The organism is Corynebacterium sp. HMSC06D04 (genome assembly GCF_001807315.1).
In the GTDB taxonomy this organism is placed as follows: Bacteria; Actinomycetota; Actinomycetes; order Mycobacteriales; family Mycobacteriaceae; genus Corynebacterium; species Corynebacterium simulans.
In genome coordinates, this window is record NZ_KV788561.1 from 21,370 (window position 1) to 37,552 (window position 16,183).

The window sequence follows — 16,183 nt, forward strand, 5'->3', positions numbered from 1 at the left end:
TTCTAGGCACCATCCTGGGGTAGTAGATTTTCTAGGGGGTTATCAGGCAGCGAGTCTACTGCGGTTGGAGACGTTGGTGTTTCATTGACTTCGGTCTCCTGCTGGACAGTAGTAGGGATTTCCTGCTGCGTGGGGGTATGAACCGGCCGGGTCGGGGTGTTTTTCTCCTGCGTAGGTGTCTCCTCCTCAACCGAGTGCGTGGTGGTGACAGTGACCTGCTCAGGGGTATCTTCCGTGGTTTCTTCGGGGGTAACGACCTCGGTTGTTACGGGATCGCGGTACTCCGTAACCACGATGGATTCCGGCGGAGTGGTGGGCTCCGTGGACTCACCTGCGCCTTTGAAGAAGTTTGCCGCGAAGAATCCCAATGCCGCCAAGGCGGCCAATGCGGCAGCAATAAGAAGGCCTACACCAAATCCAGAGCTCTTCTTTTTCTCCTTCGGCACGGGGCGTGGGGTGTCCTTGACCGGGGCGCGTTCCGGGGTGGCGGTTTTGGGGTTGGCCACGCTGGCGAGCATCTCCGTGGACGCGGAGGGGGAAGGCTCGGCCGCCATTGGTGCCAATGCCCCCGACTTAGGCTGTGGCGGGCGTTGGCCGTTGCGCACTGCGGCGACGGCGTTGGTGAACTCGTTGCCGTCCGCAAAACGGGTGGTGGGATCCTTGCGCAGAGAAATCCCGATGAGCTCACGAGCGGGGGCGCTAATCGACGTCGAGAGTGGCTCTGGCGCCTGGCTGATGTGCGCGAGCGCGACGGACACCGAGGAATCGCCGCTAAACGGGCGCTTGCCGGCGAGCATCTCGTAGCCCACGACGCCCAAGGAGTAGACATCGGAAGCCGGCGTGACATCGAGACCCTGTGCCTGCTCTGGGGAGACATACTGCGCAGTGCCGACCACCATGCCGGTGCGCGTGAGTGGAACCGCAGCTGCTGCCTTGGCAATGCCAAAGTCGGTGATCTTGACCTGCCCGTTCTGGGTGATCATGAGGTTGCCGGGCTTGATATCGCGGTGCACCAAACCCATGCGGTGGATCACGGCAAGGCCATGTGCTGCCTGCTCCATGACATCGAGCGCGAGGGTCTCCGGCAGGGCGCCCTCGCGGGCTAGAAGGTCAGCGAGCGACTCGCCGCGGACGTACTCGAGCGCCATGAAGCAGAAGGTGCGGCCGTTGTCCTCGAGCTCGCGGTAGTCATAAGTGGCCACCACGTTTTCAGAGTTGATGGATTCCGCTGACTGAGCCTCGTTGCGGAAGCGGCTGAGGAATTCGGTGTTATCAGAAAACTCAGGGCGCAGTACCTTGATTGCTACCTCGCGGTCACCGCGGACGTCGTCAGCCAGCCACACCGTGGACATGCCGCCGTGGCCGATGATCCACTGCAGCTGGTAGTCATCACCGATGAGGGCTTGGAGATGCTCTTTATTATCTGAGTTGCTCACTTTTACTGTCCTTCATATGCGCGCAGGATGGCGCGTCCAATAGGGGCAGAAACTTGGCCGCCGGTGGCGGACTCGCCAAGGTTGCCGCCATCCTTGACCACGACGGCGACGGCAATGTCGCGGTCTGGATCGAACGCGACGTACCACACGTGCGGGGCAAGGCCATCGCCGTGCTCTGCGGTGCCGGTCTTGGAAGCAAAGGAGTTGCCGTCATAGCCGAAGGTCGAGTGCTCCGAGCCGTACATCAATTCCTTGATCGTGTTCGCAACATCCTCCGTTACTGCTTGCTCGGCTTGGCGAGGTTTGGTTGCGCGGATCTCATTCATCTGTGCATCGGTGATGCGGTTGATGAGGTAAGGCTCCATGCGCTTGCCCTTGTTGGCAACGGTGCCAGCCATAATGGCCGCCTGCAGTGCAGACATGGTCACGTCTCGCTGACCGATAGCGGACTGGGCAACCTGGGCGCCGTCGGCAAGCTCGCCCAAATTGCCGGCAGCACTGTTGACCCCGAGATCATATTGTTCGCCCACGCCGAAAGCCTCCGCGTACTTGCGCAGCTCATCAGCACCGATGGATTCAGACATCTCCACGAAGGCGGTGTTGCAAGAAAGCGCGAAGGCAGTCTGCAAGGTAACGGACTGGGAGCCGCCACACATCTGGTTTCCATAGTTGGTCAGCTCCGTCACGGAGTCCGGCAGCACGATGGAATTAGCACCCGTCAGCGAGGACCCGGGATTAAAGCCATTGTTGAGGCCGGCGGCCGTGGTGATGATCTTGAAGATGGAACCAGGAGGCAGGGTTTCCTGCGTGGCGTGGTTGAGCAGCGGGGTGCCCTCCTGCTCCTGCAGCGCGCTCCAGGTCTCGTCGGCGTTTTCTCCTAGCAGGTCATTCGTGTTGTAGCTCGGGGAGGAGGCCATGGCCAGGATCTTGCCGGAGGAAGGCTGGATGGCCACCGCCGCACCGTTGTAACCCGGGCCAACCAGCTGATCATAGGCCGCCTGCTGCAGCGCAGGATCGATGGTGACCTCGACGTTGGCGCCTACCTTTTCCTTGTCGGAAATGGTGTCGAGCCAGTTCTGGGTGAGGAGGGAATCGTCGGTGCCGTTGAGGATCTCATTCTGGGAAGCCTCCAACTGGGAAGCACCGAACTGGGTGGAAAGGTAGCCGGTGATGTTGGAAAAGGCCGGCGAGTCGGTGGGGTAGGAACGCGAGTACTTGCCCTCGGAATCCTCGGTGGACTTAGCCAGCACCGTATCGCCGGTGAAGATCTGGCCACGCGGGGTGGTCTGCATGGCGTAGAAACCGCGCATGTTCTTCGGGTTATGTGCGTACTTGTCATCTGAAAATGCCTGCACCACGGTGAGGTTTACGAGCAACACTGCGGTCAAGAGGATGGCAAAGAGAGAGACGAGGCGGATCGACTTATTCATCGGGTTGCCTCCTGTACGGCGGGGAACATGGAAGTATCGGTAGGCGCATTGCTGCTGGTCTCACGCGCTGGGCGACGAGCCGCGTTAGAGATGCGCAGCAGGATCGCCAGCAGCATGTAGTTAGCCATCAGCGAGGAACCGCCAGCCGACATAAATGGGGTGGTCAGGCCGGTCATCGGCAGCATGGCGGAAATACCGCCAGTGACCACGAAGACCTGGACTGCCAGGGTCAGCGACAAACCGGATGCAACCAGCTTGCCGTAGGAATCACGGGACTTCAGCGCGGTATTGAAACCGCGAGAAGCCAGCATGCCAAACATGACCAGCACGGCGGCTAGGCCAATGAGGCCGAACTCCTCACCGATGCCGGCGAGGATGAAGTCGGAGTGCGCCACTGGGACGATCTCTGGGTGGCCTTGGCCCAAGCCCGTTCCGGAGATGCCGCCGGAGGACATGCCGAACAGTGCCTGGGAAAGCTGGTAACCGCCGCTGTCGTAGTTGCCCAGCGGGTCCAGGAAGTTGGAAAAGCGCGTTTGGATCTTCGAAGAGATCTGGTAGATGCCAAAACCACCAACGCCTACCAAGAGCAAGCCAATGAGCAGCCAGCTGACACGGCCAGTTGCCATAAACAGCATGCCGAGGACGGTGCTGAACAGCAGCAGCGCCGGGCCGAAGTCATTGGAGATGCCCATGATCACGATGGCGATTCCCCAAATCACCAGAATCGGCGCGAGGTCACGCAGACGCGGCAGGGAAAGACCCAAGAAGCGGTAACCGGCAACGGTGAACAGTGAGCGCTTTTGGGTAAGCAACATGGCGAAGAACAAGATGAGCATGATCTTCGAGAACTCGCCAGGCTGGATAGAAAATGGGCCCAGCCACAGCCAAATACGCGCCTCGACTCCCGGCGGCTGCGGCCACACCAGCGGCAGCGCCAGCAGGATGAGGCCGGCTGCGCCCAGGATGTAGGAGTAGCGGGTAAGGGAGCGGTGATCCCGCAATACAACCAGCACCAGCACGAAGAGGATAAGGCCGACGATCGTCCACATCACTTGCCGCCGGGCCAGGACACCATCATTGACGAGGTCGAGGCGCGCCAGCATGACCAGGCCGGTGCCATTGAGCAGGGACACAATCGGCAGCATGAGCTGATCCGAATGCGGCGCCAGGAAGCACAGCACCAGGTGGGCGACGGTAAAGACGCCGATGAATCCACCGATGAGGTAGAGGACGTCCATGGTCAAAATGTTGCCCTGGGAAAGTTCCAGGCTGACGGTGGTGATGGCAAAGACCACGGCCGCCAGAATCAGCAGCCCGAGCTCAGTGCCGCGGGAAAAGATCTTCTTCACTTAGCTCACCTCCCGGCACGTGATTCCTGGTTTAGCGGTTTTCTTCTCTAGCTTCTCGTCCGTCTTCTTGCTCGGCGTGCTGATGCACGGCTTGAGTGCCTTGGAGGACAGGCTCGAAAGCTGGGTTTGTACCTCGGCATAGGAACCCGAAGGCAGGTTATCTACGGCCGCGCGCTCGGAATCTGGCAGGTCAGTGACCTTGAACGGGGCGAAATCCCCCTCACACGGAGTGGACCCGAGACGCAGCGTATTTGCTTTATCGACGCAGGCATTTTGGTACTTGTGGTGCAAAGAACGCCCAAAGACTGAGAAATCTACGCCTTGCTCGATGCTGAGTGCCCCTTCTTCGTCGGTGGCGACGTAGAAGTTGTTAGAAATCTCGTTCTTGGTCCAGAATCCGCCGCCGATGACGAGCGCGAGCACCACTACGAGGGCGCCGATTACCTTCCAACCAACTTTCTTTTTTGGACTGTGAGGTTCCTCGGTGTCGTCTTCCTCTTCTTGGGGCGCAGGCGACGCCTCTCGTGGCCTTGTTAGCGCAGCCGCACGGCTGGCGGAGGAATCCGGGTGCGTCGGCTCAGGCACGACGCCTGCGATGGCGCCGACCTTGACCGGCGAGCTATCGCCCTTGCCCTCGACTACCTCGGCCAAGACGATGGTGACGTTGTCTGGGCCACCAGAACGCAGGGCGAGATCGCGGAGGGTAACCGCGGCGTCGTCAAGCGTGCCTTGCGAAAGTGCCAGTTCGATGGTGGCTGCCGTAACCGGATCCGAAAGACCATCGGAGCACAGCAGCAGGCGGTCTCCGACCTTGGCATCCAACATAAACAAGGTGGGATCCACCGGGCGACCAGTGTAGGCCTTGAGAATCAGCGACTTCTGCGGATGGGAGGAAACGTCCTCGGGGTCGAGGCGACCCTCATCCACCAGAGACTGCACATACGTGTCATCGCGCGTTACCTGGGTCAGCTTGCCGTCGCGCAGGCGATAGCCGCGGGAGTCACCTACGTGGCATACGCCGAACTCGGTGCCGTTGAACATCATCGCGGTAAGCGTGGTGCCCATGCCCTCGGTCTCTGGATGCTGCTCGACGTGTGCGGAAATGGACGCGTTTGCATCCTCTGCCGCGGCGCCCAGCAGCGCGAGCATGTCATTGTCTTCGGGGTCTTGGTCGAGGTGCTCCAAGTGCTCAACCATGAGCTGGGAGGCCACCTCGCCGGCGGCGTGGCCGCCCATTCCGTCTGCCAATAACAAAAGATGGGGACCAGCGTGGGCGCTGTCCTCGTTGTTTTGGCGTACTAGACCGCGATCTGTGATCGCGGTGAATTTAAGGCTTAAAGTCATGCCATCAACCTCACGGTCGTGCGGCCAAGTTTGATGTCGGTGCCAACGCCAACTCGCTCCGGCTGATCGATGCGAACGCCACCCACGAAGGTGCCGTTGCGGGATTCCAGGTCTTCCACAAACCACTCGCTGCCGCGGCGGAATAGGCGCGCGTGATGACCGGAAGAAAAGTCATCGCCGGTGACAAAGTCACAGTCCTGCGCACGGCCCATGGTGCACTCTTCGAGCGTGCCGAGCTGCATGTGGGAGCCACGCAGGGGCCCGTCCACGATGTTAATCTGCTTGGGCGCTTCGCGACGCCGCGGAGTGGCCTTCGCCTGCGCCGAAGGCTGGTAGACGCCGGCAGCCTTATTGGCGTCCCGGCGCATTGCGTTCAAGGCCACCAGGATGAAAAGCCACAACAGTGCCAGAAGGCCGATGCGAAGAGCTAGCAAAACGACTGAATCCATGGTGACCTCCTTACTTTCTCGGCGGGGTTTAGTAGTTGTGGTTGTTCTCGGTGCCGGTGATACGGACCTCGATGTGGGAGTGTCCCATGGTAATGACGTCTCCGTCGGCCAGCAGCCAGTTTTCAATTGGCGTCTCGTTGACAGTGGTGCCGTTGGTGGATTGCAAATCTACCAAGACGGCATCCTGTCCGTTCCACGTAATCTCCGCGTGCTGGCGGGAAACGCCAGTGTCGGGCAGGCGAAGGTCAGCGTCGTTGCTGCGACCGATGATGTTGGAACCTTCCCGCACGTGGTACACGCGGGAGGAACCATCCTGCAGCATCAAGTTCACTGCGGGGCCCTGCGAGTGTGGCTGCTCTGGATTTTGATCCGGTGCCATAAAGGTGGTGGTTGCTGCCTCGTCTGCATTAAACGGGTTACTCATGTGGTCCTCCTGACCATCGTCTTCGTGGAAGATTGCGTCGAATCCGGTTTCCTCGGCGGGTTCGTGATCAATAAACGAAGACACTCGAAGCTGTCCTGTACGTAATCCTGATTCCTCCGCAATGCGTACGATGACCGGGCCGGCGAATGACCAGCCGTGGTTTCTAACAAAGCGGGTGAGTTGGTCGGCGAAATCTGCGGGCAGATCTGGGTCACGGGAGAGGTTTTCCAAGTCCTTGGAAGATACGCCTACTGTCATGACGTTGGGGCTGTAGAGGTTCTCGTCATCACCGCGTGCGAGATTGTCCTGCGCCTCCTGTTTGAGGAGCTCTTCAATCTCCGCGGGAACGACCTTGCCTCCGAAGACAAAGGCCATGCCATTGTCCAAGCCTCGTTGCATGGCGGAATCCAGCTTCGCGAGCTTTTCAAAAATTGCCACGTGCTGTCCTCCTTTTCTATGACAGGCTAATTATAGGGTGCCTACCCCTTCTAAACGTAGCCGCGCCGCCTAAAGTTCCGATGCTTTTAGGGGGCTTTTCCCCAGAAAACTTCGTGTTTGCCTGCGGATTTGTAGATTCTTAGCTCCTGCATGCTAATGTTAGTTGGTCGCCAAGACACTTAATACCCAGCCCGGGTGGCGGAATTGGCAGACGCGCTGGCTTCAGGTGCCAGTGTCCTTATAGGACGTGCGGGTTCAAGTCCCGCCCCGGGCACGCTGTGAAGTCTCGAGACATCGTTCCTTTTGGATGGTTTCTCGAGACTTTTCGTTTTACCTTTTAGAAAGTGCTTCCAAGGCCCCGCAGATGATTGTTGGAAGGGATAGCGAATGCTGTACATGGTTCCGGGTGCGTTGGCCGGAGGGCTAGTTTATGCAATTCTCCTAGGGCTCAGCTGGGCCATCAGCGTCATTTCTGCGCGGAGATATCGGCTTGGTGCGCATGGTCGATTCATTGTTTATTGTCTCATTGCTGTGGGGTTCATGATCTTTTTGGTTGTGGCCGGAGGCGGAGGCAACTGGGCCACCCATATGCAGGCGAGTGGTTACATTTTGGCTGGCTGCATCTTGAGTGCCATAGACAGCAAGATTGTTCCAGGGGATGAGGAGGCCGAGTCATGAAAGACCCGTTCCGGTTGCGTGGGCCGATCTAGAGACCACCTAAGAGATCCCACTGCGCTGCTTGGGCGCAGAATTCCTCCTTGCTTAACGAGCCTGCGCCGGCAGGAATACAGCCGAGCAGTGGCACGCCGGTGACCTTGGGAAGCTCCGCGATATTGAGGAGAGTGGCGAGGTCCGGCTCTTGTGGCAGCATGCCGCCAATCAGCCCTTTGACGTGAATGCCGCGGGCGCGGGCAGCTTCCACGGTGAGCTCAGCGGCGTTGAGGCTTCCCAACATCAAGCTGGTGACTATGAAAAGTTCGGCGCCGAGGTCACGGGCGACGTCGGCAAGCGTGAAGCTATCTGCGAGCCTAACCAGCAGGCCGCCCGCGCCCTCCACGAGTACGACGTCTGCATCGATGCTGCGAATCCACGCCAGCACCTCCTCTTTTTCGGCCTGCGGTAATCCCGCGCGCCGGGCAGAAAGGTTCGGCGCTAGAGGCTCCGGATAGTGCTTGAATTGCCGGGATTCCACGCCGGTAAGGCGTGTGATCGTGGCGCAATCGCTCGTATCTCCTGTTTGCAGCGGTTTCGCCACCACCACATGCTTGCCCGCCGCCTGGTACTGCGCGGCCAGGGCCGCCGTGGCAATGGTCTTTCCCACATCCGTATTGGTTCCGGTGATGCAATAGATCATGCGACCTCCCCGGCGGCAACGACGGCGCGGCAAATACGCGCTACTTCCTCATCGGTACAGATATATGGCGGCATCGTGTAGATGAGCCTGCCGAATGGGCGCAGCCATACGCCTTCTTCAAGGGCCGCCGCGGTGGTCGCTTCCATGTCCACGTCATGGTCCATTTCCAGTACACCGATGGCGCCGCGCACGCGGGTGATGCCGGGGGCGTCGCTAAGCCCTGCGCGTAAACCTTGCTCAATGCGTGCGACGTCCGCGCGCCAGGTGCCTTCTGCAATCATGGCGGTGGACTCGGCCGCCACCGCGCAGGACAGGGGATTGGCCATGAACGTCGGCCCATGCATCAATGCGCGTGGCTGCATCGTCTCCGCCACTTTTTGCGTGGCCAGGGTTGCTGCCAACGAGACAAACCCGCCCGTTAGCGCCTTGCCCACGCACATGATGTCGGGCGTGATTCCTGCCGCCTGCGTCATGAAGAGCTCACCTGCGCGACCAAACCCGGTGGCGATTTCATCCGCGATGAGCAAGACTCCGTGCTTATCGCATAGCTCCCGCACGCCTGCGACCAGCTCTAGGTCGTGGAAGCGCATCCCGCCCGCGCCCTGCACGCCGGGTTCGATGATGACCGCGGCGACTTCTTCGGTGATAAAGGACTCGAACTTATCCAAGTATTCCGCCCGCTGCTTAGCCGAGGCGCCTTCCGTGGGCGGAGCTGGGGCAAAGATCTGCTCGGCAAGGATGCCCTTCCACATAGTGTGCATGCCGCCTTCCGGATCGCACACGCTCATCGCGGCGAAGGTATCGCCGTGATAGCCCGAGCGCCAGGTCAAAAGCTTGGTGCGGCCGGGCGGCGAGCACTGCAGCGCCATCTTTACTGCCACTTCCACCGCGACGGATCCGGAATCGGAGTAGAAGACCTGCGCGTACTGGTGGTTGGTCAACTCCATGAGGTTTGCGGTAAGCCGCGCCGCCGGTTCGTGAGTGAGCCCGCCGAACATGACGTGGCTGAACCTATCGATCTGATCCTTCGCCGCCGCCACCAGCCGCGGGTGCGAATGGCCGTGGCATGCCGCCCACCAGGAGCTCATGCCGTCGATGACGCGTTGGCCATTCGCGAGTTCTAAATAGGCACCATCGGTGCGCAGTACCTGCAAGGCTGGCGCGCCGGGCGCGGCATAGGGATGCCAGATGTGGGTGGAGTCGATCGCAGCGACTTGAACACTGTTCAAAAAAGGCATGGAATTATCTCTACCACAGCAATAATCTCTTTTATGACTGTAATTGAACAACGTTCAAGGCTGGGTGTAGCTCCTGCGCTGTTCTTTCTTTCCTTGGTTATCGGAACTTCTCTAGCAGGCAGTCAAGTATCTTGAAATCATGAGGAAATTTGTTGCCGTTTCGAGTGCTGTAGCTGTAGTTGCGTTGAGCGTTGCTGGTTGTTCATCGGAATCCGAAAGCGATTCTCCGAAGCCGGTCTTCCGTGAGACTGCCGAACAACAAACCGAGTCCACTGAGAAAACTGAGTCCACAGAACAGACCCAGCAGCAAGCAGACCCGCAGCCGGTAGTAACCGAAACGGTAACTGCGGAAAATAAAGAAAATGAAGAGGAAGAGTGCGCGGACGGCGGCTCTGATTTGCAGAAGCGATTCGCCAACGGCGCAAAGGGCGTCCTCAACACGGATAAAGATAATTTTAAGTTCCACTACACGGTCAGTGACGGCGCCTATGATCCGTGCGCGGAGCTTAGCTACGCCGTACTGGATGGCGCCTTCGGTGATGAAAACGGTCCTGCCGGAACGGGTGCATCAATCGCAGACGGAATCCTCATTTGGTCCGAGGGTGAATTGGTCGGCGGCCACGGTATTACCGCTTCTTCCGTGGAAGAGGCTTCCGTGGTGGGAGACGATGAAATCGAGCTCACCGTGGGCAATCGCGGCCGTTCTACCGCAGAGGGAATTACCGAAACCGCACGCGTGCGCCTAGAGGTTGAAGATGATCAATTGGTCCCAGTTGGCGGAGACATTGAGCAGTACAAGTCCTTTACGGACGGACGTGCGCAGCTGTATCCCTAAAGTTTGTGGCCAACCCGCATTTGAAGCCGGAAAGACCCATAAACATCACGCAAGCTTGCACAAGTAACGCCTGCCACCAGAAGCCGGTGAGCGCGTATTCTCCTGTCATCCCGTGGTTCATGAGCAAGACGATGAAGAGCGTGAGCGCGGACAGTAATCCCGTCGTGGTTGCTGTCAGCGCGAAGGCTTCACCGATTTGTACCCGGAAAATGCTGTTCCTGGCAGCACCCGCCAAAGTTAGCGCCCCTGCGTCGTGAGCGATCCGCTTGCGCATTAACAGCGAAGTAGTAAACGCCGCCATCACGCTCGGCGCGATCGTCGGCCCGAGTACCACTACGAACACCTGCCACGGCGACATCGTAAACTCCTCCTCCATGCTCAACATGGCGCGGAGACCTGAGCCCACGGCGATGATGAGGCCGCCGAACAAGATCCACGGCATGATATGTGGTGCGGTGAAGTTGCTGCGTACGCGCACGTTCGCGCCAGCGATGCCGAGAGGTCGGGTCCACTGCATAAGCAGTGGCAACATCCATGGAACCAGGAATGCGAACAAGGGGATAAGGCCCAAACACGCGGACATTGCATCTATCGGATCTTCGATTAAGGTGCAGGCAAACAAGATCCCGGCACCAAGGATTAAAGCGAGCGCACACTTGGCAGCTGTCCACCGTGGCATCCCCGAACGGTAGATACGCCGCAATGACAAGAATCCACCCAGTACTGCGGCAAGTACGCACACCGCACTAGCAAGCACAACATCGCCCATCGTCACGGAGATACCGTCCACTCGAATGTTGTCGCGGTGGAAAGCATCGAGTGCGAAGTCCGTGAGAAATGTAGCGCAAAAGGCGCCAGGAACCGCACCGCACGTAGAGACCGCCGCAGTCTGACCCAGCACGAGTACAAAGATGAGCCAATTGGGCATGCCCACCATGCGCCAGCTGCGGTAGATGTGGATGTGCTCGTCGATGATGAGCTTCATCTGCGAGAAAATGACGAGAATATTGGAGCAGATAGCCAGCCCGAGGATGGTTCCGCCCAGAGAAGTTGTGTCATCACCGGTTGCGTTAATGAGCGCTACGGCGAGCGAGAATCCCATTCCGGAGATAAAACACGTCAGCGCCACCGCCAGCCAGGAAGGCCAATTGCTGTGTAGATCCTTAAGCCATACGGACATGGTGTTCCTCCAGCTTGTAGATGCGATCGGCCTTCGCGGCGGCCGCGTGCGAGTGGGTGACCATTACCACCGTGCTGGGTACGCGGACGAGATGATCCATGACCACGTCCGCCGTGTCGTCGTCCAACGCACCGGTGGGCTCGTCGGCGAAGATGAAGGGGGCGTCGGCAAGCAATGCTCGCGCCACCGCGACGCGTTGCTGCTGTCCGCCCGAAAGCTGTGCCGGTAAGCGCTTTTCCAGCCCGCCGATGCCCAAGCTCTCAAAGGTCTGGTGCAGCTTCGCCGGGCCGCATTTGCGGCCAGAGAACTTCGCCGTAAGTTCCGCGTTCTGCTGGGCGTTAAGCGATTCCAGGAGGTTATAGTCTTGGAACACGAAAGCGCGGTGCTTGCGCCCCGGTGCATTGACCTTGCCGGTTGTAGGTTTGTCGAGGCCAGAAAGCAGGCCGAGGAGCGTTGACTTGCCGCTGCCGGAAGGGCCCATGATGGCCACGAACTCGCCCGGTTCAATGCGCAGCGAGAGATGGTCTAGCACCAGATTCTTGCCGTATTTCTTCGTGAGATTTTTTGCGATGAGTGTCATGCTTTCGATTTCACGTTGAAAGGCGCAGTATTCCGATGGGGGAGACTCCCAGAAATTTAGGGGAGCTAGCTCCACTGCGTGTGTCCGAAGTGCGGATTAGGGTTGTACTCTATGGCAACTTTCAAATCCGTGGCGTGGAATCTAGTGCTAGCGCTGCTGTGTATTCCCGCTGCTGTGGTTTCCGTTGTCATGCTGCCGTGGATTCCGCTCGTTGCGTCCCTCATGGCCGTCATTACCCGCGGCGGCGCACGGTGGTTGGGCGTGAAGATTCGCTACCGCACCCCACATCGCTGGTTTGATTGGCAGCAGTTCTATCACCTTCTGATTCAGCTTTTGCTCTCGATTTTGAGCATGGCGTTGTGGCTGTTCGTGGGGGTTATGACGGTGGTATTCTTCATCGCTCCTTTCTTCACGGATAGGTTCAACATCGGTAGCCTCGTCATTGAAAATCGAGCCCTGGCTATCGTGGTGAGCTGGACGTTTGGCTGCCTGTGCTTGCTGGTCCTTATCTTTGGCGCGAAGTTTTTAACCTTTCTTTCCGTGAGCACCACCCGCCTGGCGTTGGAGAGCGATGCGCGAGCCACGCTTATCGACGCCTTCTCCGGCGAGCGCCGCCGCATCGAACGGGAGCTACACGACGGCCCGCAGCAGTACCTCACCGCGCTCAAGCTCAACCTAGCCGCGGCGAAAAGGGGAGACACCGCGGCTCTCGACGCCGCCGACCACAACGCCAGCCTTGCTCTCTCTGCCTTGCGCGACACGGTCCGTGGCATCGCACCGCAGGTCCTCTTCGATAATGGCCTGATTGCGGCTCTCGAAGAACTCCTCGTCCATTCTGGGCTGGAGACCACCCTCGAATGCAAAGGCGAAGAACGCTCCCTTGATGAAACCAGCGCCTTGTTGGCATATCACTGCGTGGCAGAGGGACTAACCAACGCCGTAAAGCACGGTGAGGCCACCGCAGCAACTGTGAAGCTGGACTACCGAGAAGGGATAAAGATTTCCATCACCGATAACGGGCACGGGTTAACCGCAGGCGAGGGAACCGGCATCGCCGGCCTGGAAGAGCGCGCCATAGCCCTGGGCGGAAGCGTGAAACTAGAAGACACTGATCAGGGCGCACGGTTAAGGATGAAACTGCCATGAAAATTTTGCTTGCTGAAGACTCCGCCCTGCTGCGTGCGGCAATCGAACAACTCCTGCGTTCCTTGGACCATGAGGTCACCACGGTCGAAGATGCTGATCAATTGCGTGCTGCGGCAGAAGGATTCGACATCATTGTCACCGACGTCAGGATGCCGCCGCTTTTGCAGGACGACGGCCTGCGAGCAGTCAATGAGATTCGCAAACGTACGCCCGAGCAGCCCGTCGTGGTGTTGAGCCAATACGTCGCCGCCAGCTACCTGGACGGACTCATCGAACACGGCGGATTCGGCTATCTTCTCAAGGAAAGAATCGCCGATGTGGATGAGTTCATCCATGCACTGGATACGGTCTCTGCAGGTGGCACCGTGGTAGATCCGGAAGTCGTGAGCACTTTGCTCTCCTCCCGGAAGATGGGCGTCGATAAGCTCACGCCCCGAGAACGCGAGGTACTAGCCTTGATGGCACAAGGCGCCAGCAATCGCGAGATCGAAGGCAAGCTCGTGCTCACTGCCGGTGCAGTAAGCAAACACGTGGCGAATGTTTTCATGAAGCTCGGGTTCAGCCCCGAAGACGAAAACCGCCGCGTCAAGGCAGTCCTGGCATGGCTGCGCACCAAGCGAGAATGGAGATTGGAATGAAAAAGATTCTGGCGGCATCTGCAGCAGCAGCGCTTTTGGTTGGCGGCGGCACTGCTTTCGGTGTTGCCACGCTTGCGGCATCTCCGGAGCAAGCAGATTATTCCGTCGAGAGGTCCGCAGACGTCAAGGTCGAGATCATGGATCCCGAAGATGTCTTAAACCCCGATGACGAAGCACGCATGCGTCGTGACGTTGAGCGAATCCACTTCGCAGCTCCGGTCAAGCAGCTGAACTACCTTGTCTTCAAAAAGAACAAGGACGAGGTAGAAGATTCCGTCGAAGAGTATCTACGCGATAATCACCCAGACCTCATTGGCGATGACCATTTCACCGATGGCCAGCTCTTCGTTGGCGTGGGCCTCGATCCACGTCAGGCTTTCATCTTCGCGGGCAACGATGTGGGGAAGGACCTGTCCCTGGAACTAGAAGATGGTCATTTGGAAGACGCAATCGAAGAGATCAAACCGGGCGTGAAGGCAGGAAATATCCCGGCAGGTCTTTTCGCTGGCGCTGACTATGCTGCCGATGCAGACAAGGTCAGTGAGGAGCTTTATTCCGATGCTAAGGCTAACCGCGGTCTCGGTATTGGCTTTGGTGGTTTCGGCGCGGGTGCGGCTGCCGGAGGAATCGTTGCTGCGGTGGGTGCTACGCGGCGTCGGAAAGCGCAGCGTATTGCGACCGCCCGTGAGGATTGGAAATACGTTTCACGGGCTTATGGGGATATCGCTCAACGCTTGAATGCCATCGACGTGCGTGCGCACTCTTTGCAATCAGCGCTTGTCGACGCCCGGATGCGCGAGGAATGGGAGCAACTGCGCGACGAGTTCCTCAACCTCGACGATACAGTTAGCTCTTTTGCCAGCCTGAACGAGCAGTCCTCCGACGAGGAATTCGACCAAGCGGTGAGTGGAATCGAGGAAGCGAAATCCATCTGTGGCCGCGTAGATACCGCAGAACACAACATCGACCGTCTGTATGCCATCGAGCATGCTGACGTTAACGCGCGCCGCAAAGAACTCTATGAGCTACGCAAGGACCTGATTGAGGCGCGCACGGAATCCACGGGCGGGGTCGCGGAAGAAGCATCCCGACTGATTGCCGTTTCCGAGGAGATCGATGCGGCCGCGCCTGAATTTATGGATCGTTACCTCGAGCTAGTGGAGCGCGCAGCCACGCTCTTTGGGCAGATCCAAACGCAGTTACAAAAGGAAAACGAAGCGGATGAATTGGCGGCGCGCCCGCGTATTGACGAGTCTTCCTTCTATCCGGGAGTGGGTTATCACGGATTCGTACCTTTTATGGCGATCAGCTCATGGAACAGCGCTTCCGTAGCTTCTTCACCCAACGTGAGCAGCAACTTTAGCTCGGGGTTCTCCGGCGCTGGTGGTGCCTCGAGTTTCTGACACTTTGAGTATTGTCCGAACGTACACACCCGGCTACCCTATCTTGAATAAAATCCGTGAGCAGGGTCTATTCTGTGGGGCATGCGTCGAATTACCACCTTCCTCACGGCTTCTTTTCTAGCCGCTACCGTGTCCATCGCACCTGCTCAAGCTGCCACTTTTGAGACCTCAGTGCCAGAGAGCTATGGCATCAACGATCCGAGCTGCGTTTCTGATGTTGAGCCAGTGGTTCTCATTCATGGCACCAGCGATAATTCCTCGGCCTGGACGGATCTGATTCCGCGGCTGCAGGAGCAAAACATGTGCGTGTGGGCATTCGACTACGGCGCGGACGATGTCACGTTGCAGAATGCAATCCCGGCCATGAAGGCGATTGGGGATCTTGATGCTTCTGCTCGCGAGATTGCAGAGCAAATCGAGTATGTTCGGTCCGCTACTGGCTCTGACAAGGTCAACCTCGTGGGCCATTCCCAGGGCGGGCTGCACACCAAGACTTTCACGCAGCTCTACGGTTCCCCAGAGGAGGTCTCCCGTGTTGTCGCAATCGGTGGCAACTATCACGGCACTACGCTGAGCGGTATGGGACCTGCGTTGAGTGATATTGCCAAGGTTATGCCGAAGCTGGCTGCCTTCTTGGGCACTACGGCCGGCATTCAGCAGCTGCAGGGCTCGGACTTTATTGAGAAAATGAACAAACTGCCCGATACCGCGCCGGGGGTTAAGTACACCTCGATCTATAGCCCGGCGGATACCACCGTCACGCCGAACGAAACCTCGAAGCTTACTGCGGTACCAGGCGCCGACGTTGAAAACGTCAGCTTGGGCGACGTCTGTGAGGCCCCAGCAGCGCATCCAGATCTGCCGCACGATTCTTGCGCGCTCGATCAGGTTATGTGGGGTCTTACCCGCTAATGATTCATGGGGCACTCGCTTGTCGAC

The 16,183-nt window shown here is 58.6% G+C and carries 15 protein-coding genes and 1 tRNA gene; 6 read left to right on the forward strand and 10 right to left on the reverse strand.

The window, feature by feature from the left end:
• Positions 1-2: 2 nt before the first annotated feature.
• The 6 genes from HMPREF3155_RS11055 to HMPREF3155_RS11080 are packed head-to-tail and all read right to left on the reverse strand — an operon-like array spanning position 3 to position 6,870.
• Positions 3-1,436 carry a serine/threonine-protein kinase gene (locus HMPREF3155_RS11055; RefSeq protein WP_070433329.1) on the reverse strand — a complete coding sequence of 478 codons (1,434 nt, stop codon included), beginning with the start codon at positions 1,434-1,436 and terminating at the stop codon, positions 3-5.
• Between the two features lie 2 nt (positions 1,437-1,438).
• On the reverse strand, positions 1,439-2,866 hold the full coding sequence (locus HMPREF3155_RS11060) for a penicillin-binding transpeptidase domain-containing protein (RefSeq protein ID WP_070433330.1): 1,428 nt from the start codon (positions 2,864-2,866) through the stop codon (positions 1,439-1,441).
• On the reverse strand, positions 2,863-4,215 hold the full coding sequence (locus HMPREF3155_RS11065; RefSeq protein ID WP_070433331.1) for an FtsW/RodA/SpoVE family cell cycle protein: 1,353 nt from the start codon (positions 4,213-4,215) through the stop codon (positions 2,863-2,865). The genes HMPREF3155_RS11060 and HMPREF3155_RS11065 overlap by 4 nt, the downstream gene beginning before the upstream one ends.
• Complete coding sequence (locus HMPREF3155_RS11070; protein WP_070433332.1) at positions 4,216-5,559, reverse strand: PP2C family protein-serine/threonine phosphatase; 1,344 nt, start codon at positions 5,557-5,559, stop codon at positions 4,216-4,218.
• The gene (locus tag HMPREF3155_RS11075) at positions 5,556-6,008 is read right to left on the reverse strand and encodes an FHA domain-containing protein FhaB/FipA (RefSeq protein WP_062036441.1); all 453 of its coding nucleotides are present in this window, start codon (positions 6,006-6,008) and stop codon (positions 5,556-5,558) included. The genes HMPREF3155_RS11070 and HMPREF3155_RS11075 overlap by 4 nt, the downstream gene beginning before the upstream one ends.
• A gap of 28 nt (positions 6,009-6,036) precedes the next feature.
• Positions 6,037-6,870: a DUF3662 and FHA domain-containing protein gene (locus HMPREF3155_RS11080; protein ID WP_062036439.1), complete on the reverse strand. Its 834-nt coding sequence runs from the start codon at positions 6,868-6,870 to the stop codon at positions 6,037-6,039.
• A 189-nt stretch (positions 6,871-7,059) separates the two neighbouring features.
• Here HMPREF3155_RS11080 and HMPREF3155_RS11085 point away from each other — a divergent pair.
• Positions 7,060-7,144 (forward strand) — tRNA-Leu (locus HMPREF3155_RS11085).
• A gap of 432 nt (positions 7,145-7,576) precedes the next feature.
• Here HMPREF3155_RS11085 and bioD read toward each other — a convergent pair.
• Both bioD and HMPREF3155_RS11100 read right to left on the reverse strand, forming a co-directional pair.
• Positions 7,577-8,224 (reverse strand): dethiobiotin synthase, encoded by a 648-nt coding sequence (gene bioD, locus HMPREF3155_RS11095; RefSeq protein ID WP_070433334.1) that lies wholly within the window; start codon positions 8,222-8,224, stop codon positions 7,577-7,579.
• Entirely contained in the window at positions 8,221-9,462 is a 1,242-nt protein-coding gene (locus HMPREF3155_RS11100) for an adenosylmethionine--8-amino-7-oxononanoate transaminase (RefSeq protein WP_070433335.1), read from the reverse strand. Before HMPREF3155_RS11100 ends, bioD begins: the two co-directional genes overlap by 4 nt.
• A 139-nt stretch (positions 9,463-9,601) precedes the next feature.
• Here HMPREF3155_RS11100 and HMPREF3155_RS11105 point away from each other — a divergent pair, with 139 nt between their 5' ends.
• Positions 9,602-10,297: a hypothetical protein gene (locus HMPREF3155_RS11105; RefSeq protein ID WP_141748301.1), complete on the forward strand. Its 696-nt coding sequence runs from the start codon at positions 9,602-9,604 to the stop codon at positions 10,295-10,297.
• Here the strand turns inward: HMPREF3155_RS11105 and HMPREF3155_RS11110 are convergent.
• Both HMPREF3155_RS11110 and HMPREF3155_RS11115 read right to left on the reverse strand, forming a co-directional pair.
• Positions 10,266-11,477, reverse strand: coding sequence for an FtsX-like permease family protein (locus HMPREF3155_RS11110; protein ID WP_070433337.1), 1,212 nt, complete (start codon positions 11,475-11,477; stop codon positions 10,266-10,268). The genes HMPREF3155_RS11105 and HMPREF3155_RS11110 overlap by 32 nt on opposite strands.
• Positions 11,461-12,057 carry an ATP-binding cassette domain-containing protein gene (locus HMPREF3155_RS11115; RefSeq protein WP_062036358.1) on the reverse strand — a complete coding sequence of 199 codons (597 nt, stop codon included), beginning with the start codon at positions 12,055-12,057 and terminating at the stop codon, positions 11,461-11,463. The genes HMPREF3155_RS11110 and HMPREF3155_RS11115 overlap by 17 nt, the downstream gene beginning before the upstream one ends.
• A gap of 111 nt (positions 12,058-12,168) precedes the next feature.
• Here HMPREF3155_RS11115 and HMPREF3155_RS11120 point away from each other — a divergent pair, with 111 nt between their 5' ends.
• From HMPREF3155_RS11120 to HMPREF3155_RS11135, 4 genes are all read left to right on the forward strand, one after another.
• Entirely contained in the window at positions 12,169-13,203 is a 1,035-nt protein-coding gene (locus tag HMPREF3155_RS11120; RefSeq protein WP_070420213.1) for a sensor histidine kinase, read from the forward strand.
• Positions 13,200-13,841, forward strand: coding sequence for a response regulator transcription factor (locus HMPREF3155_RS11125; protein WP_005530578.1), 642 nt, complete (start codon positions 13,200-13,202; stop codon positions 13,839-13,841). The genes HMPREF3155_RS11120 and HMPREF3155_RS11125 overlap by 4 nt, the downstream gene beginning before the upstream one ends.
• A complete protein-coding gene (locus tag HMPREF3155_RS11130) occupies positions 13,838-15,244 on the forward strand; it encodes a DUF5129 domain-containing protein (RefSeq protein ID WP_168162319.1) in 1,407 nt (468 codons plus the stop codon). The genes HMPREF3155_RS11125 and HMPREF3155_RS11130 overlap by 4 nt, the downstream gene beginning before the upstream one ends.
• Positions 15,245-15,325: 81 nt before the next feature.
• Entirely contained in the window at positions 15,326-16,156 is an 831-nt protein-coding gene (locus HMPREF3155_RS11135) for an alpha/beta hydrolase (RefSeq protein WP_061925679.1), read from the forward strand.
• The last annotated feature ends 27 nt before the right edge of the window (positions 16,157-16,183 follow it).